Origin of the sequence: Sphingobacterium yanglingense (assembly GCF_004363245.1) — a bacterium.
GTDB lineage: Bacteria > Bacteroidota > Bacteroidia > Sphingobacteriales > Sphingobacteriaceae > Sphingobacterium > Sphingobacterium yanglingense.
The window spans coordinates 735298-760952 of record NZ_SNYV01000011.1 but is presented as its reverse complement, the minus strand read 5'-3'; the positions used below and the strand labels follow the sequence as shown (position 1 = coordinate 760952).

General features: G+C 43.5%; 16 protein-coding genes. 9 read left to right on the top strand and 7 right to left on the bottom strand.

What is annotated here, in order from left to right; translation table 11 throughout:
• Positions 1–29: 29 nt before the first annotated feature.
• The 6 genes from CLV99_RS05560 to rpoN all read right to left on the bottom strand — a co-directional run bounded on the left by CLV99_RS05560 (position 30) and on the right by rpoN (position 10483).
• A complete protein-coding gene (locus tag CLV99_RS05560) occupies positions 30–1571 on the bottom strand; it encodes a RagB/SusD family nutrient uptake outer membrane protein (protein ID WP_133583484.1) in 1542 nt (513 codons plus the stop codon).
• Positions 1572–1584: 13 nt separating this feature from the next.
• Positions 1585–5220: a SusC/RagA family TonB-linked outer membrane protein gene (locus tag CLV99_RS05555; protein WP_133583483.1), complete on the bottom strand. Its 3636-nt coding sequence runs from the start codon at positions 5218–5220 to the stop codon at positions 1585–1587.
• A 171-nt stretch (positions 5221–5391) separates the two neighbouring features.
• Positions 5392–6486: a FecR family protein gene (locus CLV99_RS05550; protein ID WP_133583482.1), complete on the bottom strand. Its 1095-nt coding sequence runs from the start codon at positions 6484–6486 to the stop codon at positions 5392–5394.
• A 78-nt stretch (positions 6487–6564) separates the two neighbouring features.
• Entirely contained in the window at positions 6565–7134 is a 570-nt protein-coding gene (locus tag CLV99_RS05545; protein ID WP_162850030.1) for an RNA polymerase sigma factor, read from the bottom strand.
• An 89-nt stretch (positions 7135–7223) separates the two neighbouring features.
• On the bottom strand, positions 7224–8879 hold the full coding sequence (locus tag CLV99_RS05540; protein ID WP_133583480.1) for an ABC1 kinase family protein: 1656 nt from the start codon (positions 8877–8879) through the stop codon (positions 7224–7226).
• A 143-nt stretch (positions 8880–9022) separates the two neighbouring features.
• Positions 9023–10483, bottom strand: coding sequence for an RNA polymerase factor sigma-54 (gene rpoN, locus CLV99_RS05535; protein ID WP_133583479.1), 1461 nt, complete (start codon positions 10481–10483; stop codon positions 9023–9025).
• 305 nt (positions 10484–10788) lie between these two features.
• Here rpoN and CLV99_RS23505 point away from each other — a divergent pair, with 305 nt between their 5' ends.
• From CLV99_RS23505 to CLV99_RS05525, 3 genes are read left to right on the top strand one after another with little or no spacing between them, the layout of a single operon-like run.
• The gene (locus CLV99_RS23505) at positions 10789–11052 is read left to right on the top strand and encodes a transglycosylase domain-containing protein (protein WP_317126623.1); all 264 of its coding nucleotides are present in this window, start codon (positions 10789–10791) and stop codon (positions 11050–11052) included.
• Positions 11049–13076 carry a transglycosylase domain-containing protein gene (locus tag CLV99_RS05530; protein ID WP_317126627.1) on the top strand — a complete coding sequence of 676 codons (2028 nt, stop codon included), beginning with the start codon at positions 11049–11051 and terminating at the stop codon, positions 13074–13076. The genes CLV99_RS23505 and CLV99_RS05530 overlap by 4 nt, the downstream gene beginning before the upstream one ends.
• A gap of 39 nt (positions 13077–13115) precedes the next feature.
• Entirely contained in the window at positions 13116–16253 is a 3138-nt protein-coding gene (locus tag CLV99_RS05525) for a basic secretory protein-like protein (RefSeq protein WP_246032700.1), read from the top strand.
• 169 nt (positions 16254–16422) lie between these two features.
• Here the strand turns inward: CLV99_RS05525 and CLV99_RS05520 are convergent, their stop codons facing one another.
• Positions 16423–16764, bottom strand: a complete 342-nt coding sequence (locus tag CLV99_RS05520) for a GIY-YIG nuclease family protein (RefSeq protein ID WP_133583478.1) — start codon at positions 16762–16764, stop codon at positions 16423–16425.
• A gap of 104 nt (positions 16765–16868) precedes the next feature.
• Between CLV99_RS05520 and CLV99_RS05515 the strand changes: the two genes are divergently transcribed.
• The 6 genes from CLV99_RS05515 to CLV99_RS05490 all read left to right on the top strand — a co-directional run bounded on the left by CLV99_RS05515 (position 16869) and on the right by CLV99_RS05490 (position 25575).
• The gene (locus CLV99_RS05515) at positions 16869–17648 is read left to right on the top strand and encodes an XRE family transcriptional regulator (protein ID WP_133583477.1); all 780 of its coding nucleotides are present in this window, start codon (positions 16869–16871) and stop codon (positions 17646–17648) included.
• Between the two features lie 162 nt (positions 17649–17810).
• Positions 17811–18275, top strand: a complete 465-nt coding sequence (gene rimP / locus CLV99_RS05510; RefSeq protein WP_133583476.1) for a ribosome assembly cofactor RimP — start codon at positions 17811–17813, stop codon at positions 18273–18275.
• A gap of 2 nt (positions 18276–18277) precedes the next feature.
• Positions 18278–19516 carry a transcription termination factor NusA gene (gene nusA / locus CLV99_RS05505; protein ID WP_133583475.1) on the top strand — a complete coding sequence of 413 codons (1239 nt, stop codon included), beginning with the start codon at positions 18278–18280 and terminating at the stop codon, positions 19514–19516.
• A gap of 107 nt (positions 19517–19623) precedes the next feature.
• A complete protein-coding gene (gene infB / locus CLV99_RS05500; protein ID WP_133583474.1) occupies positions 19624–22713 on the top strand; it encodes a translation initiation factor IF-2 in 3090 nt (1029 codons plus the stop codon).
• A gap of 137 nt (positions 22714–22850) precedes the next feature.
• The gene (locus tag CLV99_RS05495; protein ID WP_133583473.1) at positions 22851–23894 is read left to right on the top strand and encodes a ferredoxin--NADP reductase; all 1044 of its coding nucleotides are present in this window, start codon (positions 22851–22853) and stop codon (positions 23892–23894) included.
• 13 nt (positions 23895–23907) lie between these two features.
• The gene (locus CLV99_RS05490; RefSeq protein WP_211348422.1) at positions 23908–25575 is read left to right on the top strand and encodes a PNGase F N-terminal domain-containing protein; all 1668 of its coding nucleotides are present in this window, start codon (positions 23908–23910) and stop codon (positions 25573–25575) included.
• Positions 25576–25655: the final 80 nt, after the last annotated feature.

Sequence of the window (25655 nt, the reverse complement as noted above, 5' to 3'; positions counted from 1 at the left end):
GGGACATCACTAAGATGTCCCTTTTCTGATTAATAGGTATTCTGAACGATTACCCCTTGACTCGAGATAATCTCTGTCCGAGGGATAGGGACAGCAAATCGTCTGGAATCTTTGGGTAATTGATACGTTTTGATTGGTTGATCCATCTGTACAGTGGACGCATTGTACGGATAGAAGCTACGGCTCAACAAGACGTCATCGCCTGCATAATCGTTGTTATTGAATCTACGGATATCGGACCAACGCTGTGTATAAGGCATCTCTCTACGACGCTCCTCTAATACTTTCTTGATTGCTTCGTCTTTGCTACTAGCTTGTAGATTGACCCATGCACCGGGTTTCATACGCTTGGCACGCAAGGTATTGACAGTGGTCATAGCTGCAGATGCTTGGTCTAGACGTGCCTGACACTCGGCTTTGATCAATGTCATCTCGGCAACGGTAGGTCCCGAAGGTATACGGTCCTTGTAGAAAAAGACATAACCTGGCCAGTCGTATGCAGGCTTGGTCATGCCACGGTCGTAGGAATAGCCTTCGACAAAGTGGTACTCATAACGTAGATCATTGGCCTTGTCATATAGATCGATCAGCTCCTGGCTCGGTATATACCACCAGCTTTCGTGATTGAGCATACGGAAGTAGAGAAACTCCTTCCATTGTAGCATATCTGTAAAGTCACTTTGATTGTCGTGTGTGTACGGGAACTGCAGGGTCACCGTTTTTGCTTCAGGTGTACCCGTATTGATATTGACGGTACTGCTACGACCATAACGCATATCGGTATTGTAGTCCACGAAGGTACTATATTCGCTCAGCGCTTTATTAGCGAAATCTAGTGCTTTGTTGTAGTCGTTGCGCATCAGGTAATAACGGGCTGCAAAACCGTTTACAGCGGCAGTATTGGCACGCCAGTGTCTTGCACGCCCTTGCTGTACAAGGGGGACATTTACTTTCAATGCTTCGGCAAGATCGGATTCGATCTGTGCATATACCGCATGTAGTGGTGCCCGTGCAGTGGGTTCTTCAAATGAGGTAGTCAGTTTGATCGGCACACCCAGTTCATTTTTGTTGGCTTCGGTATAGGGAAGACAATAGGTGTCTGCTAAGGCAAGGTAACTATAGGCGCGGATCAGGTGTGCATCAGCTTTCAGACGGTCCTTGTCGGCCTGGCTTCCGCTGACACGGCTTAGATTTTCCAACACCATATTAGCATTGAAAATCTTGTTGTATTCATTTTTCCAGAAATTTTCACGCGTATCGTCTTGTACATAATCAATATCCCATAGCGCAAACTCTACTGCTGCCATGGCGAAAGTTGCTGGACGGGCGTCATAGATCTGCTTGTTGAAATTATAATCATCCGTACTAAATATGGCTGTGCGATTTCCTTCGCTATAGAATGTGCTGTATCTATTGAGCAACGCGTCCAACTGATCCGTTGTGGTGACCACCAAATCGGAAGATTTGGATGGTTTTTCCTCCAAAAACTTATTACAGCTACTGAAAGATAATGCGCCGGAAATAAGTATAGCTAGGGATAATTTGCTCGTGTTCTTTATTGTAGTTTTCATCTTTCCTTATTAATTAAAATCCAACTTTCAAACCAAATGTAAAACGTGGACGTGGCTTCATCGTACCTAAGCGGTATTCTGGGTCTTCACCTGTATTGTTGAACAAGACTGTAAATAGGTCATTACCCTGTATATATACCATAGCGTTGCTTTGTTTTAAAAGACTCCACTTTTGGGTAGGCAGGCGATAGCTCGCACTGACCTCCTGCATGCGGAGGTGTGACGCATTGGTGACTAAGTAGTCCATATACGAATAGAATCTGTCCCAGAAATAGTAACGTGGTTCGATATCGTTCAAAGGTAATGGCACGATTGAGTTCGGATCCCCGTTCATAACTTCGCTTAGTTTATTGTTCGGAAGCAAACGGTCGTACCCAACATCTGGGTAATTGAATGATTGTTTGAGAAACTTATGTCCTAACTTACCAGTCAAAATAAATGAAAGGTTAAAGTCATAAATCTGGAAACTGTTGCTAAAGCCCAAGGTATATGGTGCTACACGAGTCCCGCCATGCAACAGGTAATCACGCCCATCGCCAGGCGACCATGTTCCAAAATCATAAAGCTCACCATTAGCACCGTGAACCATCGGTTGTTTATCGTGTATACCTGCGTATTCAAAGACCCACAGGCTATTGGCATCATAACCCTCCACATAAGCACTATAATCTTTTCCGTAACCATACATGTCGTAGGCAACATAGTTAGCAACAAAGAACTTGTTGACCTTGTTGTGATTATACGAAAAGTTAAAACTTCCACGCCAGGTAATGTCCGACCCACGCAATGGTAGGGTAGTGCCCAGTTCAAGTTCGATACCGCTGTTTGTAATCTCTGCATTATTGAGCTTCTGGGTATTGGTCCCATTGACTGCCGGAATGGATAGCTCTGCAATGAGGTCTTTGCCTTGCTTCTTATACACGTCAATCTTTCCATAAAGCTTGCCCTGCCATAGCGAATAATCTACGCCCGCATTCCAGGTTGCTGTACGTTCCCAACGGAGTGTCGGATTGCCATAACTACTGATTCTACCTGTATATTCATTAGTGTATACGTTTGGATTGCTATCAAGAGCCACTAGTGGGCGGAATGAAGTGGAACGATCCACATTTCCATTATAGCCATAGGTAAGTCTTAGGTTCAAACGATCCAACCAGGTATACTGTTGCATAAACTGTTCACGCCCGATCTGATATGACCCTCCAATAGACCAAAATGGTGCGTAACGGTACGACGGATCGTCGGTAATCATGTTGGAAGCGTCGTTTCGAATACTGCCGGAAAGGGTATACTTATTCTGATAGGTATATGCCGCATTCGCAAACATGGAGACAAAGCGCTCGGTACGATACGTAAAAGAGTTGGTATAGCGGAAGGTCTGGTTGCTACCTAGCCAGTTCTTGATCGGATTGAACGTGCCACCTGGTCCATTCGGATAGCTGCCAACGGTAAGGGTCTCCTCATTGAAGCCATAGGAAGGTGGGGTGTAGAACTGTTCGCTTACAATATTACTAATCTCGCTACCTGCTACAGCATTGATTTCATGGTCTAGCCCGAAGGTTCTGTTGTAATTGACCTGATTACGGAATATGTACGAATTGACACTGGTACGTCCCCATTCCCTAGGCCTGTCATAAGGCTGTTCGATTAGGGCGCCTTTGGGCAGATTGTGGGTAAGAGTACCCTTTTGGTTATCCCAAGCGGTAGCTTCATTTACGCGCTTACGCAAATAGAAGGAACCTTCGTTGTACAGATAACGATTGTTGGTGTTGAAATGTTCGTACTGTAGTTTGGTGTCAAAGGTTAATCCTTTTAAGGGTTTGAAGGTAAGTCCTCCCATCAAACGGGTATTGAGCTCTTTGGTACGGCGGTTGCGTTGGTAAATCTCCTGTACGGGATTGTAGGCCCAATCGGCGTAAGGGAAGCGCTCCATAGGGACAGCGCGTTCCATGATAGGCCAGTAATACTGATGGATATTGGTATAAGAGCCATCTGTGTTGACCAACATATCGTAAGGAGATAATCCTTTTATATCACTGAGAGTTACTCCATTTTTCTTAAAGTTGTTGTACTGCAACATGGTCGACGCATGTACATCCAACCAAGGGAATATACTAGCCGTGGTGCGGTAGTTGAGCATGTAGCGGTCATTGGACGTTTCTTTGAAATTACTCTGATTGCGCTCGTACAACATGGAAACCAGATTATTCATCTTGGCACTGCTCCCTTGGAGGGTCAGGTTATACTGCTGGGTAACCGGAGTCGCCAATAGAAGGTCTTCAATCTGCTGACGGTTGTCTAAAGTCTTTAATCGCTCTAGTTCAGCATCGCGTTCGGCTTCACTCATGTAGCCCAGATGATGTTCACTTAGAGCGATCAATCCCTGAGACCATTGTTTGCTATAGTTGGATTCCAAAGAGCCAGAGTTTTCCGTTGCACTCCATTTATTGAAAGCACGCTTTTCATACTCAATGGTTTCTGCCGAAGAAGCTAAAGGGTTGACATAAGAAAGATCAAACTTTTTGCCAACACGGGTGAAGGCCTGGAAGTCGACTTTCATCGGGGTGCCTTGTTTTGCTTTTTTGGTGACAATAACCACCACACCATTGGCCGCGCGTGCGCCCCAGATAGAAGCCGCTGCCGCATCTTTTAAGATGGTGATACTTTCTACATCATTTGGATTGATGGAATTGAAATCGCCTTGTATGGCGAAACCATCAACAACGACTAGAGGATGCGCATTGGCCGTCAATTCGCCTTTGCTGTCGCGTATGTTAAGGCTGCTCTGCCCCCGGATTTCAAAGCGCGGATTGCCATCTACATCTAGCGTAGCCTGTACACCTGCGGTGGTACCGATGATACGCTGTGCGATATTGGTGCTTGGTTTTTCAATCTGGGCTTTGTCAATGAGGCCAAAAGAACCAGTAGCTCGCTCTTTATTCAAGGTCTGAAACCCCGTATTGACGACAACCTCTTCTACTTCCTGTTTTGCTATTCGCAAGGTGAGGCTTTGTAAATTGGACAAAGCGGATACTTCCAGGTTGTCAAAGCCAAGAAAGCTGATTGATAGTGTCACATTGCGGTCCACACCATTCAGTTGGAAAAAGCCTTTTTCATCAGTAGAAGTGGAAATATTACTCCCTTTGACGCGAACGGTTGCTTTTTGAAGGGGATTGCCCTGTTGATCTTTGACATAGCCTGAGATGAGGCGTTGTTGGATCGTCTCTTCTTCAAGATATGCCGTATTGGTGCTGCGAGGTGCATTAAGGGGCACTAAAGAAACAACTTTGCCTTTGATGACGTAATCAAAAGGTTGGTCCTTCAGTAGTTTGTCCAATGTCTCCTTGAGGTTTCTCTTGTCTATGGATATAGATACGGGGGCTGCATTCTTTAAGTAAGAACTTTTATAGATAAAAGAATAGCCGCTTTGTTTTCTTATTTCCTTAAAGACGGTCTCAAGGGGTGCTTTTTCCGTATGTATGCTTATTTTTTGTGCATACGAGTTGGCGGATAACTGCAAACTGGCGCCCAATGTAAGGTAAGTTAACAGACGCATTTCGAGTGTGATTTTGGGTGATGATCCCTTTTTTTTCCTAAAAGAAGACAATAAAGTATTGTACCATCTTTTAGTATAAGGATGATTATTCATACATTTGATGATTAGGTTATTTATTTAAAATCAGTTGTAAATAAAAAATTAGCCTTAATGTTAGAGCAGGGATGTGTCCGCATCTCTGCTTTTTTAGGCTTTATAAATACGTCTTCTATTTTCTATCCATGTGTTTCCTCCTGTATTTAGTGTTATAAATCGTTAGTTGTTTTATTTGTTAGTCAATATTGTAATTGTTTTCCCTTGACGCCTAAACTGTAGTCCTAAATTAATTTCCAGTACATCTAAAAGTTCATCCAGTGCCAAAGTGGTTTGTAGCTCACCGCTAAATCTGATTTCTTTTGGTAGCACACAACTGCCGAACTGTACATCGTAATTACGCTCTATCATCCTTATGATACTCAAAATATCTTGATTGGAGAGTGCAATGATACCTTCTTTCCAGGCTACAGTTTCTGAGGCATTGATCTTTCTAACCTGAGTGCCTGAGGCGGAGGAGATATACTGTTGGTTCGGCTTGAGCAATGTACTCTTCGACTCTGTAAGCTGGCGGACTGCCACGGCACCTTCTGCTAGGGTGGTGGTACTTATTGCCTCATCTTTGTAATTGTTAATATTGAATTTGGTTCCTAATACAGTGACCTCTTCCTGTTCTGAACGTACAGTAAAGGGCATTTTGCCATTGTTCTGTTCGATTTTAACAACTTCAAAATAGGCTTCACCTTGGAGGGTGACCGCTCTGCTTTCTTTGCCAAATGTGGCGGGGTAGGTCATCGTCGTCTCCGAATTGAGCCATACGCTAGATCCATCTGGCAAAGTGAAGTGTAGCTTGCCACCACGAGGCGTCTTTAAAGTGATAAGCTGATCGCTTATAGCTAAATCTTTTGCGTGGATACTGGCCAGCTTTTGAGCGGATTCTTGTGCTCCGTCTAGCAGCAATGTATCGCCTGATGGCAATATTGCAATGGCTTTGGTGACTGGAGCTCCTATGGGCTCCGATGATGCAGCAGCAACGGCTTCGTCTTCCTGTCTTATAGAACGGAAGTAAAATAATGTAGCAAAGGTTGTAATAGCAAATACAGCTGCGACCTGTCGCCAAGGAAATAGACGTCTTAAGGAAGGCTCGAGCTTCGTGATCGGTGACCATTGGCTTAATCTGCTCTCGGCTTCGGATTCATTAAAATCGTCTAGATTATGGTGCTTTATGAAGTCATTATAATGCCGGTACAGCAACTGTTTTTCTGCTGCTGTTGCCTGACCGGATTTATAACGGTCTAATAGTATTTCGAGCTCCTTTTTATTCATGTAAAATATAGGCTATAACGCGCCACCATAAGCATAAGACAGTTAAGTCGTGCGGGTGTCTAATAAAAAAATAAAAAATTATGGAAAAAGAAGGATGAAGATATATTTCAGGTTACTTTTTAGGATGAGAAGGGCATTATAAATCTGTTGCCTAACAGTCTTTGGTGTGATATTGAGCTGTTCGCTGATCTCTTGATGGGATTTCTGCTCTTCACGGCTCAATAGGAAAACTTCTTTCATTTTCTTTGGAAGCTTGTCAATCTTATGGTGTAATATCTCTGCTAGTTCTTTCTCTATGATATACTCGTCTACGTCGTTGCGCTGCTCGCTTTGATGCCATTCGGTGTAATCATGAAATTTCTGAGCGATTTTTTGATGGGCCAATTGGTTTAAGATGATATGTCGGACCATACGATGTAGATAGGCTGAGAAATTGCTTGTAATATGTAAACTCTCTCTCTTGTTCCATAGTTTAGTAAAGACATCTTGCGTTACATCCTGTGCCTTATCATAGTCCTGATAGAAGAGATAGGCGTGTTTGTACGTAATGCTACGGTACCGCTCATATAGCAAAGCAAAGGCCTGTTGATCTCCATTTCTGGAAAGTTCAATAAGCTCGATGTCGGTATACTTGTCGTAGGTACGCAATGGGGTTTCGGTAAAAGTTAGTGCTTCGGTGTCAAATTTAAAGGATATATCTCAAAAAACAAATGCTATTTTAGGTAAAGCGCTCTACCTTACCCTATGCGCATCTTGCGTATTCCTGCCAGAATTAAGAAAATCAAGCTAAAGACAAATAAAATCCAGCATATCCAAGGTATGCCGAGTAGGGTACTCTGCTGTACACCAGATAGGAGACAGCCTCCCAGAAATAAAACACCAGCAATATGGAGAAGTCTATTGATGCTACTGTCTTTTCGTTGCTGCTGCTGTAATCCGGAGAGCTCCTGACTGTCTATACGGAATTTTAATTCGCCCTGTTCGACTTTGTGCAGTAGATCTATCAACGATTTGGGTGCCGCCGAAAGGGTGCCCTGTAGCTGCTGTAACGATTGTAGGATGTTCTCTATGATGTAGGGGGGCGAAAGCCGCTTGGCCATGATCTTGGTAATATAGGGCTTGACCTTATCGATGATATTCAGGTCGGGCAATAGCGATCGGCCGATACCTTCCAATAGCACGATGCCGCGTACCAGTAGATAGATATGGTCTGGCATGAGGATATCGTTCTGATTAAGGATTTTCGAGAACCGAGAGAAAACGGCCTTGACATCCAGTTCTTTGAGGGATTGTGCGGCAATCATGTCAAACATGGCCTGTATGTCACGCTCGAGAACCTTTTCGTTTTTGATATGTATACGGATGGACATGCGCTTGATAGTCCGTATGAGGTTGTCGGTGTCTTTATTGATAAAATAGAGAATGAAATTCTCGAGATGCTCTTTGTCCTTAGGGAGCAGGCGTGCCATGGCGCCCAGGTCGATAAAGGAAATCTGACCGGATGGTGTGACGAGTATGTTGCCTGGGTGCGGGTCGGCATGGAAGAATCCGTGCTCGAGTACCTGCGTGAGGTAAAGGTCTAAGCCGGTGTCGATGATGTATTCAGGATCAAGCTGCTGTGACCGGATGGATGCACTGTCGGTAATGCGGAATCCCTGAATCCTGGAGATGCACAATACGCTGTCGGTAGATAGCTCGGGATAGGCCTGCATGCACTTAATGCGCGGCTCTTCGCTGAAATTGCGCGCAAACTGCTGTATGTTTTTGAGCTCGTGCTGGAAGGAGAGCTCTTCGATAATATTCTTTTCAAAGGCTTCGAATATGTCGGGCAGGTTGATCTCTCGTACTAAGGGATAGTAGTCGATCAGTAGATTGATAATGTCTTTCAGCAGAAGAAGGTCGGAAGTGACGATTTCCCGGATGCCTGTACGCTTTACCTTCAGGATGACGAGGTCGCCATTGCTTAAGGTGGCTTTGTAAACCTGTGCAATAGAAGCGGAGGCAAAGGGCTGCTCATCTATCTCTTGAAAGACGGCCGATAGGTCTTCCAGCTGCAGTTCGTTTTCGAGCCAGCTGCGGATATCGATATCTTCGGGCGCTACATTGTCCTGCAGCTTCTTCAGTTCGAGGATGAGTGCTGCGGGAAGCAGGTCTTCACGGGTGGAGAGTGTCTGTCCAAACTTGACGTAGGTCGGTCCGAGTTCTTCGATTACCTTACGGATACGCTCGTAGAATAAGGGTGGCTGATCTGCAGTTGTAGCGGAAGAGACTGTTGCTGCGTCTTTGTTGGTTATCTTTGATTTGAGATCTTCAAAACCATGTTTGCCAAGGATGCTGATCAACTTGGCAGCTCGCATCAGTTTGCTTTTTTGCCGCGCTATCGGGTTTTCCATACACTATAATCTGTTGTTAAGCAACTACAAGATAGTGATTTTTTGGAAATTAGTGGTTAAGATGGAGTTAAAACTGCCGCTGCGGAGTGCATTTTCATTCCTTTTTTGGAAAGAAAATGCACGCGGACAGGTAGAGGGAAAGACTAAAGCTCTTTGCGTAGGCGGGCTACCGGAATGTTCAGAGCCTCACGGTATTTGGCTACGGTACGTCGAGCAATGGTGTATCCTTTTTCTTTCAGTATCTCGGTCAGTTTTTCATCTGCCAGAGGTTTGCGTTTGTCCTCATTGGAGATACACTCTTCTAATATTTTTTTGACTTCTTTATTGGAGACTTCTTCACCGGAGTCGGTCTGTATGGCTTCGGAGAAGAAAGACTTCAGCAAGAAGGTGCCGAACTCGGTCTGTACGTATTTGGAATTGGCAACCCGTGATACGGTCGATATATCCATATCGATCTCTTCGGCGATATCTTTTAGGATCATAGGCTTGAGCATACGGTCATCTCCCGTAAGGAAGTAATCGTACTGAAACTCCATGATGGCATTCATGGTCTTGAGCAAGGTCTGCTGCCGCTGTTTGATTGCATCGATAAACCATTTGGCTGAATCGAGTTTCTGCTTGACAAACTGTACAGCCTCTTTCATCTTCTTGTCGCCTTTCTCCGCCTTTTCATAATGCTCGAACATATCCTGATACGAACGCGATACCCGTAGTTCGGGAGCATTGCGCCCATTGAGGGTGAGATGGAGCACCCCATCATCATTGCTGATGTGAAAATCGGGGATGATCTGTAGCTGCTTGCCTGCGACGGCTGCCGAATCACCGGGTTTGGGATTGAGCTTTAATATCTCATTGACAATTTCTTTGAGCTCGTCGGAATTGACATCCAGCTGCCTTTCGATCTTATCGTAATGTTTTTTGGTAAACTCGTCCAGGTAGTTCTGTACGACGCGGATGGCCTGTTGTACAATAGGGTTGTTCTGATCTTTTTTTCGGAGCTGTATCAATAGACACTCTTGCAGGTCGCGTGCACCGATACCTGCAGGTTCGAAAGCCTGTATGACATGGAGCATGTCTTCTACCTCTTGTTCTTCGGCCATTACGTTTTGCGAAAAAGCCAGATCGTCGATAAGCGATAGTATAGGACGTCTCAGGTAACCATCATCATCTAAGCTACCTATGAGTTGATTGCCGATGAGGTATTGTCGGTCACTCAGTGCGAGTAGATCGAGCTGACTCTGTAGTTTTTCGAAGAAGGAGTCTTGTATAGCGATAGGAATCTCGCGCTGCTCATCATCGTCATCGTTAGCGTAGTTGCTCCCGTAGTCTTTATAATCATCTTCTTGTATATAGTCCTCTACGCTGAATTCCTCATCATAGGACTCTTCACTACTGTCGTAGTCATCAGGATCTTTATCTGGATATTCTTCCACAGGATCACTCATATTCGTCAAGCTGCCGTCCTCGAGGGCTGGATTTTCCTCCAGTTCTTCTTTAATACGGGTATCTAAAGAAGCCGTAGGCACCTGCAAAAGCTTGATAAACTGGATCTGCTGAGGAGATAGTTTTTGTAATAGTTTTTGCTGTAATGTCTGTTTTAACATATCTAAGTTAATTACACGGGTAAAAATAATGATTTATACCGACATTAAATACCGTTTATTTATTTAGGAGTATAGGCGACTGTCTTTTTGGGGCTGTGGGGGAAGGCTAAATTAACCTGTTTCAACCTATTATTAGACTTTGTTAAAATTAGTTAATTTTATTCTCGTACCGCTCTTTTTGTTTTCAAAAATAGCGTATTTTAAAACATTTTATCCATATTTACCGCATGTTTAGACGTGTTAAAAATAGAATATTACGATATGTACTGATTATAGTTTATAGTATCATATTGTTTACTTGTGCAGTGCAACTTAATTTCTTAGGTCTATTCGGTTATTCGCCTACAAAGAATGATATTGTGATGCCTACGCTGAATGTGGCTTCGGAGGTGTATACGGCAGATTCGGTGCTGATAGGAAGGTATTTTGAAGAGGATAGAGATCCGGTGCCTTTTGATAGTATCTCCAAGCATGTGCTGGACGCGTTGATCGCAACGGAGGATGTGCGCTTTTACAAGCATAACGGGGTGGATTTTATGGGGCTGATCTCGGGGCTGTCTCTACGCTGAAAGGAGATCCGCGTGGAGCGAGTACGATAACACAGCAGCTGGCGAAAAACCTTTTCAAAACAAGATATACCAATGCGCAGGGCTACCTGAGCAAGGTCCCAGGAATAAGTATCCTGATCACCAAGTATAAAGAGTGGATGACGGCCTACAAGCTGGAGAACCGCTATAGTAAAGATGAAATCATTACGATGTACCTGAATACGGTCTCGTTCAGTAATAATGCCTATGGCATAAAATCGGCCTCGATACGCTATTTTAATAAACAGCCGAGTACCTTGGATGTAAATGAAAGCGCATTGTTGGTGGGGATGCTAAAAGGTACAACAATCTATAATCCGATCCGAAATCCGAAGAATGCGATGCAGCGTCGAAATGTGGTGCTGGCGCAGATGGAAAAATCGGGTTACCTCACACAGGCGCAGGTAGCTGACTTTTCGAAGGATTCGCTGCGATTGGACCTGAATTATAAAGATAATATCGATGGTAATGATTCGTATATCCGCTCGGCTGTGGAGCGTTGGTTGGAGAAATGGAGCCAGGATAATGAGATAGATATTTATAAAGCTGGACTTAAGATCTATACTACGATCGACTCGCGGATGCAGAAGATTGCAGAGAAGGTGGTATCGGATCGTATGGAGGAGTTGCAGCGACGTCTAAAAAACACTTGGGGCAGTGAGGAACCGTGGCGGGATAAGGAAGGAAAGGTTGTTCCTGAGTTTTTGGAAAACCATGCCCGGAAGTTGCCGATATACTCGGATCTGATGCGTAAATACCATAACAATGAGGACAGTGTCTTTGCAGAGTTGCGCAGCAAAAAGAAAGAGATGGAGGTGTTTACCTGGCAGGGAATGGAGAAGGTGAACTATTCGACGATGGACTCGCTCAAGCATTACCTGATGATGTTGAATACGGGTATGATGGCAATGAATCCGTACAATGGCGAGATCAAAGTATGGGTCGGTGGAATCAATCACGAATATTATAAGTTTGACCATGTGAATCAGGCCAAGCGGCAAGCAGGCTCTACCTTTAAGCCTTTTGCTTATATGGCAGCGCTGGAATCGGGCATGTCTCCTTGTGATAAGTTCACAGACAAACCGGTGAAGATCGAGTTTACCAATAAAAAAGGAGAACATGAGGTGTGGGAACCTAAGAATGCGGACTGGAGTGTATCATACCGGGAGATGTCGCTACGCTGGGCGATGGCGCGATCACTGAATACGATTACGGCACAGGTAACTGAGGCTGTAGGTTGGGATAAGGTGGTGGATGTGGCTCATCTATGTGGTATCGATAGTAAGCTGGAGTCGGTACCTTCGGTTGGCCTAGGATCGAATGATGTGTCTGTTTTTGAAATGGTAAAAGCGTACGCTACATTTATGAATGCAGGTAAGAAGACGGAGCCAGTTCTGGTATCCAAGATCGTAGGTATGGATGGTAATACAATTGCAACATTCAAATCCGAGCAGAAGCAGGTAATCAATCCAGAAAATGCTTGGTTGATGACCTATATGCTGAGGGGTACGGTGGAAGAACCTAGTGGTACCTCGCAGGCGCTATGGGAGTGGGATCTGTTTAAAGATGGTAACGAAATAGGAGGAAAGACAGGTACGTCTTCGGATTATGTGGATGGTTGGTATATGGGGGTGACCAAAGACTTGGTAGCAGGTGTATGGGTAGGCTGTGATGAGCAGAGTATACATTTTAAAAACTCAGGAACAGGTGAAGGTTCTAAAACTGCATTACCTATCTATGCCTTGTTTATGGAAGAATTGTACAAACACCCAGAATTGGGGGTAACATTTGGCAAGTTTCCGGAATCTACTGTTGAGGTCAAGAAGGATTACCGCTGTCCTAGCCCGCGGATACGTGTCGAGCAACCGACGGATAGCGTGGATAATGTAGAAGAAGGAGGCGAAGGTATGGTGCTGCCAGAGCTTGAGGAGGTGCGCCCGGTACAGGGGGAAGTGGGAGCGCAGCGAAGCAATGCACCGGAAAATAGAAGTAACAACTTACCTTAATTAATTATAGATTTATTCGATTATAAATTACATGCAATTATGAATGGAATTATGCGGTACCTCGCCAAATTAGCTTTGACATGCTGTATGTTGCTGCTGTTTGGTGTGTCTGTCCAGGCCCAGTATTTTGGACAGAACAAAATGCGCTACAAGAAGCTGAATTTTAAGGTCTACGATACGCCACATTTTAATCTCTATTATTACTCGAAAAATGACAGTTTGATTCGCTGGCTGGCAAAAGAATCAGAGGTGTGGTACGAACTACATCAGCAGGTGTTTCAGGACACCTTTTCGCGTAAAAACCCAATTATAGTCTATAGTAATCATCCTGAATTTCAACAGACGACGGCTATCTCCGGAGAGATAGGGGTAGGGACTGGTGGTGTGACGGAAGCGTTCAAACAGCGGGTGGTGATGCCGGTGATGCAGATCAATCAACAGACGCGACATGTACTGGGGCACGAGCTAGTGCATGCCTTTCAGTACAGGGTGCTGATGGAGGGGACGGATTCTACGCGTCTGGAGAATATAGGGAATATACCGCTATGGATGGTGGAGGGGATGGCCGAGTATTTTTCCATCGGAAAGAAAGATGCTTTTACATCAATGTGGATGCGTGATGCTTATGTGAATAATGATATACCATCGCTCAAGCAGATGACGGAGCAATCGTACAATTATTTCCCTTACCGCTATGGACAGGCGTTCTGGTCGTATATCGGGGCTACCTATGGCGACACGGTGATCATGCCGCTCTTTATAGAGACTGCAAAATATGGTTACGATTATGCTATGCGTCGGGTTTTTGGATATGACGCACAGACGGTCTCTACGCTGTGGAAAAACAGTATGGAGAATATGTACCGCAAGCTGGATAAGGATACGGCTTCAAGGCCGATAGGGATACAGTTATTGAACCGCTCGAATGCGGGAAATATGAACGTATCACCAACGATATCGCCAAACGGCAAGTATGTGGCTTACATGTCGGAAAAGGATATGTTTAGTATAGATCTCTATCTCGCTGATGCAAATACGGGGACAATGATCCGAAAGCTAGGGAGTAAGCTGACGAGCAAGGATATCGATGAATTTAGTTTTCTGGAATCTGCCGGAACGTTTTCTCCGGATAGTAGGAAGTTTGCCTTCTCCGTATTCAGTGAAGGTAAGAGTAAGCTGATGACGGTAGATGTGGAGACAGGAAAGGTGCTGTCGGTGCAGGCTATGGGAGAAATTGTAGAGTTTGCGAATATAACATGGTCGCCAGATGGGGAGACACTAGCGTTTTCGGGATTGAGTAATGGGCATTCGGATCTGTATACCTATAATCTGAATACGAAGAAGGTAACGCAGCTGACGAATGATGTGTATTCGGATTTTCAGCCGAGCTACTCTAGAGATGGTAAGTACATTGTGTTCAGTACGGATCGATTGGCGCTACAGGGGAATAGTAAAGAGGTGGATATTCCAATGAGTCTAGCGGTACTGACAGTGGCTACCGGGGAGATCAAGAATATCAATGTGTTTCCGGGAGCGAACAATTTGAATCCTCACTTTTCTTCAAACGGACAGGAAATCTATTTTTTGTCTAATGGGGATGGTTTTAGAAATATGTATCGCTATCTGATTGCTTCGGGTACAGTCGAGCGGCTTACGGATTACTTTACGGGGATATCCGGTATCACGGAGTACTCGCCGGCGATGAGTATCTCGAATAATGATGAAATTGTATACTCTTACTTCAGAAAAGGTAGGTATAATGTATATAAAGCAAAGAGTGGGGAGTTTGAACCTGTAGTGGTAGATGGGGCGACGAGCGATTTTACGGCTGCTATGTTGCCGCCTTTGGTGAGTAGAGGGGTGAATGTGGTTAATACTAACCTGCGCAACTTTAATGTTTTTGGTCGTATCGGTGACGAGCAGATCAATAATATCGCCTATACACCGAAATTTAAGCTGGATTATCTGGCCAACTCTGGTGTGGGTATGTCTATAGGCTCCCGCTATGGAGCTGGTATCTCTACTGGGATCCAAGGGATGTTTTCGGATATATTGGGCTATAACCAGATTTTTGCAGCTTTAAATATTAACGGAGAGATCTATGATTTTGGAGGACAGGTAGGTTATATTAATCAGCGAAGCCGTATCAATTGGGGAGGAGCGATATCCCATATCCCTTATATATCGGGGTATAATATGTATGAGACGGAAGATTTTGGTAACGGAAATGAACTATCAATGAACAGTTACCTGATCCGTACCTTCCAATCGCAGGCAGAGGGATTTGTGGCTTATCCATTCAACCGTCATCATCGGGTAGAAGTCGGTGCGGCTATATCAAGGTATGCTTATAGAGTGGACAAATGGCGTAGGAGTTACAACTGGGGCTATGGTGACAAACAGAAGGTGTCTAATGAAGATGCGGCCAATATCTTAGGAATCAGAAGGCTGGATCCATTTGTGATCCAACAGGTGAATGCCGGATTTGTGGGCGATAATTCGGTGTTTGGCATGGCGGCACCATTACAAGGGTATAGGTACCGTATCGGAGCCGAACAGTATTTTGGAGATTATACATTTACAGCATGGAATCTTGACTTACGGAAATATCACCGGGTCAAACCGGTTACTATAGCGGGGCGTGTATATTCCTATATGCGTACAGGAAAAGATGAGAATGCGTTAAATCCGTTGTATATCGGCTATCCTTATTTGATAAGAGGGTATGAGACGGGTAATTTTGATGCGCAGGGAAAAGTGAACTTTTCGGATATGATGGGATCACGTGTGGCTGTAGCGAATTTTGAATTGCGCCTCCCGTTCACAGGCCCAGAGAAACTAGCGGTCGTCAAGTCTGGCTTCCTGTTCTCGGATCTTAACTTTTTTATCGACGCAGGTCTGGCCTGGAGAGGTGGTGATCAGATAAAGTGGGAGAAGACAGATGCGGATAAAGTGCCGGCTTTGGATGGACAAGGCAATCAGATTACAGATCCAAAAACCGGGTTGCCAGTGATGGAGTATAACCGCAATGTAAGGGTGCCCTTGTTTAGTGCAGGGGTGTCGTTGCGGGTGAATTTATTCGGAGCGATGGTGCTAGAACCTTTTTATGCGATACCATTCCAAAAGACAAGATCTAAATTCGGAACATTCGGATTAAACTTTGCGCCAGGATGGTAGTCTATACCTATAACATATGCGATATATGTTGAGGTTGTTAAGGGGGCGTTGTTTAGACTCAGGTTTAAACAACGCCTTTTTTTTATAGTCGTTGTGGTGTGTCCTTAATATGATTAGGGACATTTTTGTATAATCGTTTTTGGGTAGTATATCACGGAAAGCTGCTGATTTAGCAAGCCGCACCAAGGCTGTGCGCAACACGTAGTGCGGGATGGCTGTTTAAGGCTGTACCGGGTGATGTGATGTTAAGCCAGTTTGGGTTATGTTTTCGGATCAATCGCTCTTTTTGCATACGGGTGAAGTGGCTAAGTTCAATGAGGCGTTTTTGGGCGCTATCAAAAGAAGTGAATTCTTCTACATGTACAATGCGGTTGAACTTAGGAAACGTGCCTGTGCTGCGGATAGCGTGAAACTGTAGGTTGGAGGATTGTGCTATCAAATCCTGGGTATAACCTGCCTCTACATAGGCTCTATTAGGGTCTGTTGCGATGTAAATAAGGTGCTTTTTCATGTGATATACTAAATTATTTGGTGGTGATTATATTTTTTACTAATTTTATTGGCACAATAATACTAATAAATTTAGTTTTCAGAAAATATATTTTAAAATACTTTATGTCAAACATTTCATCAAACCTCAAGTTCTTAAGAAAAAAGAGCAAACTGACACAGCAACAATTTGCTGATGTTATGGAGATTAAGCGCGCTTCAGTAGGGGCCTATGAGGAGGATCGCGCAGAGCCAAAGTATGAGCTGCTAAAAAAAATAGCAGAACACTATGAGCTGTCGATGGATGAATTGGTCAATGACCAGATCGATGAGAAGTGGAAGCCGGTGCCGAAAAGTAATGCCTCTAATCTACGGGTACTGAGTGTTACGGTGGATGGAGAGGATAGGGAGAATATTGAATTGGTACCGACCAAAGCGAGTGCAGGGTATCTGAATGGCTATGGAGATCCTGAATTTGTGAAAGAGTTGCCCAGATTTTCATTGCCGATTTTCAAGCAAGGTACATACCGTGCTTTTGAAATAAAAGGAGATTCTATGTTGCCGCTTCCATCGGGATCTATAGTGGTAGCGGAGTATGTGGAGAATTGGCATGATATAAAACCGGGACAGACCTATATCGTATTGTCGCAAAATGACGGTGTCGTATATAAACGTATTGCATTTAAGTACAAAGATGATAAAGGGTTGAAATTATTGTCCGATAATAAGGTGTATGAACCTTATTGGGTTGCGGCAGACGAGATTTTGGAGGTCTGGAAAGCAAAAGCTTATATCTCTACCGAATTTCCGGAGCCAAGTAGTGAGCCGACAATGGAGTCTCTTACAGCAATGATGGCGCAGATGCAGAAGACAATCAGTGCGGTGGTGGATACTAAAAGCCCCTAACTAAAAGGCATTAAGTTGTTTTCAGAAGTGCTGTATGTGACAGAGATCGAAAAAATATGGAAGAGGGTTGTGTTTTTCAAAAAAAAATACTACTTTTGTACTATCTGAAAGGAAGGGGGCATGTATTTGCCCCCTTTTTTAATTGATTTTTAAAATTAACGTATGCAGGTCGAACAACGCGTAAAAGAACTGGTAGAAGAAAAGATTGCAGATAGAGCAGATCTCTTTGTAGTTCGTATAAAGATGTTGAAAAACGGGATTCTGGAAATCTTGTTGGATGGTGATGAGGGAATCTCTATTGAGGATTGTGTGGCGGTGAGTAGGCACGTGGGATTTCATCTGGAAGAGGAAAATGCGATCGAGAAGGCGTATCGCCTAGAGGTGTCTTCACCGGGTATCGATACAGGACTATTGATGCCGAGACAATATGTCAAGAACATAGGGCGTAATGTCCGCATTAAATTGGAGGATGGTACCAAGCGTGAAGGCAAGCTGATTAGTGCAACGGAGTCGGAAGTGGTAATTGAAGAAAAAACAAAGGAAAAAGGAAAAAAGGCTGAAACAAATGAAGTCATATTTTCAATGGATAAAATAACAGAAACAAAGGTGTTAATTTCATTTAATTAAAAATGAGCAGCAATATTAATTTGATTGACTCTTTTCAGGAGTTTAAAGAGTTCAAAAATATCGACCGTCCTACGGTAATTACAGTATTAGAAGAAGTATTCCGCAGCATGATCCGTAAACGTTTTGGTACGGATGAGAATGTTGACGTTATTGTGAATCCGGATAATGGGGATTTGGAAATGTGGAGAACACGTGTGGTGATGGAGGATGGATTTTCGGAAGACGATGATTTAGAAATCGAATTAGCTGAAGCACACCAATTTGATCCTGATTTGGAAGTTGGGGACGATTATATCGAGCAGATTACACTAGAAAGCTTCGGTCGCCGTGCGATCTTGGCTGCCCGTCAGACTTTGGTGTCTAAAGTATTAGAGCTAGAGAAAGATGAGGTATTCAAAAAATATAAAGACCGCGAAGGCGAGTTGGTAATCGGAGAGGTTTATCAGATCTGGAAGAAAGAAATCCTGGTATTGGATGAAGATGGTAACGAGTTGATCTTGCCTAAAACTGAGCAGATTCCAGCCGATTATTTCAAGAAAGGTGATAGTATCCGCGCGGTAGTCTATAAGGTGGATATGATGAATAGTAATCCTAAGATTATTATTTCTCGTACAGCACCTGAATTCTTACAGCGTTTGTTCGAACTGGAAGTTCCAGAGATTTTTGATGGTTTGATCACCATTAAGAAAATCGTACGTGAACCGGGGGAGCGTGCTAAGGTCGCGGTAGAGTCTTACGATGACCGTATCGATCCAGTAGGAGCCTGTGTGGGTATGAAAGGTTCACGTATCCATGGTATCGTACGCGAATTGCGTAATGAGAATATCGACGTTATCAATTTCACAACAAATCATTCGTTGTATATCACACGTGCACTGAGCCCTGCGCGTATCTCTTCCATCAAGATTGATGAGGATGGTAAGACAGCAGCAGTCTACTTGAAGCCTGATCAGGTGTCATTGGCTATCGGCCGTGGAGGACACAATATCAAGTTGGCCGGTAAGTTGACAGGTTATGAAATCGATGTGTACAGAGAAAATGACGAGATAGAGGAGGATGTGGATATCGAAGAATTCTCAGATGAAATCGATGGCTGGATTATCGACGAGTTAAAACGCGTTGGTCTAGATAGCGCCAAGTCCGTATTGTCATTGTCATTGGAAGAATTGACAAGACGCACAGATTTAGAAGAAGATACTATCCAAGAGATAGTGCGCATTTTGCAATCGGAGTTTGAATAAGCTTCGGTTGCCCATACGGATATTACATATTAAATGTAAATATTTGTTAATTGCGAGTAAAAAAAACATATTTTTGTAGTAACAGATTTTTAGAGGTTAATAAATAGATGACAGAAGGTAAAAGCATAAACTTACTCAAAGCAGCAAAGGAACTTAATATTGGTATAGGTACTGCAGTGGAATTTTTAAGTAAAAAAGGTTTTGACGTAGAAGCAAAACCTACGACAAAATTAACTGGAGATATGTATGGCGTTCTTTCGCGCGAATTTCAAGGTGACAAAATTGCAAAGGATGAAGCGAAGCAAATTGTTATTGGTAAAATTCGTCGTGATGAAACTCCTTTGGGCGGAAGTGCAACCGTACCTCAAGATTCTGTAGCCTCTAAAAGAGAAGAACATGCAGACGATTCGGAAGAGATTCTGATCAAGAATGTAGCAACACCTGCTCCCGTAGAAAAGGAAGTGACCGAGAAACAGGAAAAAGCGGAAGAAAATACAGGCGCTGGACATCTTAAGGTGGTGGGCAAAATCGACTTGGATAGCTTAAACAAAGGTAAGGTAAAGAAGAAAGAAGAAACTGTAGAGAAGCCTGAAGTAAAAGCGGAGCCTGTTAAAGAACCTGTAAAAGAAGAGCCTAAAGCAGTGGAAACGCCTAAGCCGGTAGAACCTGTTAAGCCTGAAGTGAAAGAAGAGCCAAAAGAGGCACCTACACCTGCACCTGCCCCAGTAGCACAGAAAGAAGAGGTTGTGAAACCTGTAGAAGAGGTGAAGCCTGTGGTTGAGAAACCAGAACATAAAATTGAAGTTAAAAAGGAAGAAATAAAGGTGGAAAATAAACCTGTTATAGAATCTAAGCCTGCAGAAGACCAAAACGAAGTGATTCGTGCTCGTTCTGAAAAACTGGAAGGACCAAAGGTTATTGGTAAGATTGAATTACCGACCTTCAAACCTAAAGAGAAGCCCGTGGCTTCGTCGTCTAACGCAAACCAAGACAATAAGCGCAAGCGTAAACGGACAAACAAACCGGGTATGCCTATTTCTCCAAATGAACAAGGAGGACAGCACGGAGGAAATCAGCAAGGTGGTCAAGGTCAACACAGGCAAGGCGGCTTCCAACAGGGTGCTGGTCAAGGACAGAATAGACAAGGTGGCTTCCAACATGGTGGCGGACCGCGTGGTAATAATAACAACAACAATCGTCCAGGAGGTAATGCTCCAGCTGGAAGAGGAAAGTTTGACCCTAGAAATAGAGGACCAAGACAAGATGCTCCTAAAGGAGAATTGTCAGAAAAAGAAATTCAAGACCAGATCAAAGCAACGCTTGCTCGTTTGAGTGGAGCTGGTAAATCGGGTAAATTCGCACAACGTGCCAAACTAAGAAGACAGAAACGTGACGATGTAGCTTTATCTGCGGAAGAAGCAGCAATGGAACAAGAAATGATGTCCAATGTATTGCGCGTTACGGAATTCGTAACAGCCAATGAATTGGCCAATCTAATGGATGTTCCAGTGACTAAAGTTATCGGTACATGTATGAGCTTAGGTATGTTCGTGTCGATCAACCAACGTCTTGATGCGGAGACGCTAGCAATTGTAGCGGATGAGTTTGATTACAAAATTGAGTTTATAAAACCTGAAGACGAAGAGACTACAGAACTTGAAGAAGCTGACAACGAAGAGAACCTAATCCCTCGTGCTCCGATCGTTACTGTAATGGGACACGTCGATCATGGTAAAACGTCTTTATTGGATTATGTCCGTAAGGCAAATGTAACTAAAGGTGAAGCCGGTGGTATCACGCAGCACATTGGTGCCTATGCAGTAACTTTGGATGGAGGTCGTAAGATCACATTCTTGGATACTCCGGGTCACGAAGCCTTTACAGCGATGCGTGCACGTGGTGCAAAGGTAACGGATATCGTTATTATCGTAATTGCTGCGGATGATGCTGTGATGCCTCAGACAAAAGAAGCAATTAACCATGCTCAGGCAGCTGGTGCTCCAATCGTGTTTGCTTTCACTAAAGTGGATAAGCCGGGAGCTAACGCGGATAGAATCCGTGAGCAGTTATCTGCAATGAATATTCTTGTAGAGGACTGGGGGGGTAAATTCCAGGCACAGGAAATCTCTGCAAAAACAGGTGAGAACGTAGAGTTATTACTAGAGAAAGTATTGTTGGAGGCGGAAATGTTAGAGCTTAAGGCGGATCCTAAGAAACGTGCAGTTGGTTCGGTAATCGAGGCAGCGCTAGATAAAGGACGCGGTATTGTGACTACGGTGATGGTACAAGGTGGAACGTTACGTGTGGGAGACGCAATTCTTGCAGGATCGCACTCTGGTAAGGTGAAAGCATTGACCAACGAGCGTGGAGAGCGTGTGAAAGAAGCTGGTCCTTCGGTACCGGTTCAGATTTTGGGTATGTCGGGTGCTCCTACAGCTGGTGATAAACTATATGTTATGGAGAGCGAATCTGATGCTCGTGTGGTAGCGAACAAACGCTTACAATTACAACGTGAGCAAGGTATGCGTGCGACCAAACACATCACATTGGATGAAATCGGCCGTCGTTTGGCAATCGGTAACTTTAAAGAACTTAATATTATCGTTAAGGGTGACGTGGATGGATCTATCGAGGCACTTTCTGACTCATTATTGAAACTTTCTACGGACGAAATCCAAGTTAATATTATCCACAAATCTGTGGGTGCTATCTCGGAGTCTGACGTGTTATTGGCTTCTGCTTCAGACGCTGTAATCATCGGTTTCCAAGTAAGACCTACACAAAATGCGCGTAAGTTAGCAGAGAACGAACAAATCGATATCCGTCTGTACTCTATCATCTATGATGCAATCGAGGAACTTAAATCGGCTATGGAAGGTATGTTGGAGCCTAAGTTTGAAGAGAAAATCGTTGCGGAAGTTGAAATTCGTGAGACATTCAAGATTACTAAGGTTGGTACGATCGCAGGATGTATGGTTACAACAGGTAAAATCGCAAGAAATAATGATATCCGCATAATCCGTGATGGTGTGGTGGTACATACAGGTCGATTAGCTTCGTTGAAACGCTTTAAAGATGACGTGAAAGAAGTAACACATGGCTACGAATGTGGTCTTCAGATCGACAAGTATAACGATATACAGGTAGGTGATATCGTTGAAGCATACGAACAAGTTGAAGTAAAACGTAAATTGTAATTTACACTAATAAATATCAAAATCCCGATCAGCAACGATCGGGATTTTTTTGTTTGGATAGCACTAATAGAAAGTTTTAATGGCTTATCGTCACTATTTATTTGATTTAAATTTTTTAAGACTTTATCTTTAGCGTTATGTATAAGTTCAGGATATCGGATATTATAAAACATCCCAATAATAATATTTCTATTCGCTTTCAAGACCTTTCGGGTTCCTTTCCGACTTATAAGGCTGGGCAATTTTTGACACTTTGTTTTCAATTTGGCGAGCGGGAAGTACGCAGGTCATACTCTTTCAGTAGTTCGCCCGACGTAGACGAACCTTATGAGGTGACGGTAAAGCGGGTGGATAATGGTGAAATATCGCGTTTGCTACATCATAGTACAGCAGTAGGTGATGTTATCGAAGTCATCGATCCGCAAGGACTCTTTGTGTATGAACCGGAAAGAGATATTCAGAGGACGGTGTTTTTGTTTGGCGCAGGAGTAGGGGTGACACCATTGTTCTCCATTCTCAAGACGGCATTGACCCGAGAAGTAAATAGTAAGGTGGTGCTTATCTACAGTAATAGTAGTAAGGAATCCACTTTGTTTTACGATGAACTGATACAGTGGCAGGAAAAATATCCAGATAGACTGAAGATTGAGTTCATCTGGTCTAATAAAAAGAATCTCCTAAAGGCGAGATTGAATAGGGAGTACCTGATCGATTTGGTCAATGCTAATGTTGAGGTCGGAGTGGAACCGGTATTCTATACCTGTGGGCCACTGTTTTATATGGACCTTTGTCGCTTTACATTATTGGGTATGGGATTTCCGGATGAGACTATCAAGAAGGAGACGTTTCACTTTCCAGAAGAGGAAGAAGATGAGGACGAGAAGGAGGAAGAACCGGTAGACATGACTCCGTATGATATTATATTAAAATTTAATGGAGAATCGTATCCTTTGACTATTCCTTATAATAAAAGTGTGCTGGATGTGGGATTAGAACATAAGCTGAAATTGCCATATTCCTGTAAATCTGGAATGTGCAGTACTTGTATATCTCAGGTACACCAAGGTGCTGTCAGGATGGACTATAACGAAATATTGACCGACCGTGAAGTCGGAAACGGTCGCTGTCTGATCTGTACCTCACACCCGATTGAAGATGGAACGATAATAGAAGTACTGTAAATAGAAAATAGTTATGAAAAGAATAGTCTGGATTGTGGTATGTCAACTGTATGTCGTGATGGGCATGGGGCAAGACATCTATAAAATAACGTATCATTATTTTAGGGATGGAGCGATGATAAAGCAGGATCCTGTAGTGGTGTACGCTTCTAAAGGCAAGACAATAATCTCTAAACAGAGTGTCGTGGATGGTAATGCTAGATATCCTTATGAGGAGTCTTACATAACTTTTGATGATCGGAAAATGATGAAGCAGTCCGCGCTATCGGCAGATCAAAAAATAGCAACTTTGGACGATCAGGCTTTTTTACGTTATAGCTACGCTATTACGGACGAAAGAAAGAATATCTTGAATCGGGAGGTGCGTAAAGCGACGACCTCGGTAAATTCGAATGCGATAGAACTTTGGTACACTAATGATCTCGGAATCAATGCCGCTCCCAATGATATGGGGCTTGATCTAGGGCTGGTAATGGAGTATCGACGTAATGGAAACTCAGGTCTTGTAGCGACGAGCGTAGAGCGTTTAAAATCTTGGCCTACAATGTTGAAATTTCCAAAGGCCGATGCATTATTGGATGGATTGACATATAAGGACGTTTTGTGGAAGAGCCGTTTTATACAGATTCCTATTTTCAAGAATGAACAGATCTGTTTTCAACCTGGAATAAAATCGGATTCGGTAATGAGATTTGCCGAAGGCACTGTGATTATGAAGCGAATCCGTGTGCCGGAGATAACAGACAATAGCCAGGCTTTTATTGAGCTGGTGGAGCAATCTAATGGCGATGCTTATGATAGAACAGGATCTGTATTTATGATAGCGGAAGATCAGAGCCAGAGTTTTCTGGATGGAATGAAAAATGGGATGAAGACATTGCCTGCTTACGAAAACGGTGATGGACAATCTTATTTAGGAATGGTTCGTACTATAGGTTATTCGCCAATATTGGAGTTGATGCGTTTCTTTACACCTTTTGGAGTTTCCCATTTTAATGGACGATTGGCTTTGAAGGATAAAACCTGGCAGGATAGTGTGACTTACAGACAGGATGTATCCGAGTTTTTGAAGGTCATGGGAGGTAAGGAAGTTTATATTGGTACTTATATCGGAAACTACGATAAAGGTGGGCATAAAGTGAGTCTGGAGTTAACGATACATCCAGGAGGCTCAAACTATGCGAAAGATGTAGATATGTTGGCATTATTTAATACAACAAACGTGATGGAGATGGGAGGACAAGGATATCCTACGTTGTTTGGTCAGGAGAAAGGGCTGGAGTTTGAGTTTGTCTTAGATAAAGACGTTAAGAATGCAAAATTACGCTATATAACGACTGGTCATGGCGGATGGGGGAATGGTGATGAATTTGTCCCTAAGACAAATGCGGTGTACTTGGACGATCAATCTGTTTTTCAATTTACACCGTGGCGCGTTGATTGTGGTAGTTATAGACTTTATAATCCGGTGTCGGGGAATTTTGAAAATGGACTGTCTTCGTCTGACTTAAGCCGGTCCAACTGGTGTCCCGGTACGATTACGTATCCTATGTTTATAGATCTAGGAAATTTAAAAGCAGGTAAGCATCGCCTCCGTGTTCAAATACCACAAGGGCCGAAAGAAGGAGATAGTATTAGCTTTTGGAACGTAAGTGGAGCATTATTATTTGATAAAGAATAAGGACAATAATGCGGACAAAGTATATTTGGTTAATTCCTCTATTACTGATACTTCAAGTAAGTGTCACTCGTGCTCAGAAT

Coding starts and splice junctions, on each gene's coding strand:
- CLV99_RS05560 (WP_133583484.1), bottom strand. CDS start 1,571: ATGAAAACTACAATAAAGAACACGAGCAAATTATCCCTAGCTATACTT.
- CLV99_RS05555 (WP_133583483.1), bottom strand. CDS start 5,220: ATGAATAATCATCCTTATACTAAAAGATGGTACAATACTTTATTGTCT.
- CLV99_RS05550 (WP_133583482.1), bottom strand. CDS start 6,486: ATGAATAAAAAGGAGCTCGAAATACTATTAGACCGTTATAAATCCGGT.
- CLV99_RS05540 (WP_133583480.1), bottom strand. CDS start 8,879: ATGGAAAACCCGATAGCGCGGCAAAAAAGCAAACTGATGCGAGCTGCC.
- rpoN (WP_133583479.1), bottom strand. CDS start 10,483: ATGTTAAAACAGACATTACAGCAAAAACTATTACAAAAACTATCTCCT.
- CLV99_RS05525 (WP_246032700.1), top strand. CDS start 13,116: ATGAATGGAATTATGCGGTACCTCGCCAAATTAGCTTTGACATGCTGT.
- CLV99_RS05520 (WP_133583478.1), bottom strand. CDS start 16,764: ATGAAAAAGCACCTTATTTACATCGCAACAGACCCTAATAGAGCCTAT.
- CLV99_RS05515 (WP_133583477.1), top strand. CDS start 16,869: ATGTCAAACATTTCATCAAACCTCAAGTTCTTAAGAAAAAAGAGCAAA.
- rimP (WP_133583476.1), top strand. CDS start 17,811: ATGCAGGTCGAACAACGCGTAAAAGAACTGGTAGAAGAAAAGATTGCA.
- nusA (WP_133583475.1), top strand. CDS start 18,278: ATGAGCAGCAATATTAATTTGATTGACTCTTTTCAGGAGTTTAAAGAG.
- infB (WP_133583474.1), top strand. CDS start 19,624: ATGACAGAAGGTAAAAGCATAAACTTACTCAAAGCAGCAAAGGAACTT.
- CLV99_RS05495 (WP_133583473.1), top strand. CDS start 22,851: ATGTATAAGTTCAGGATATCGGATATTATAAAACATCCCAATAATAAT.
- CLV99_RS05490 (WP_211348422.1), top strand. CDS start 23,908: ATGAAAAGAATAGTCTGGATTGTGGTATGTCAACTGTATGTCGTGATG.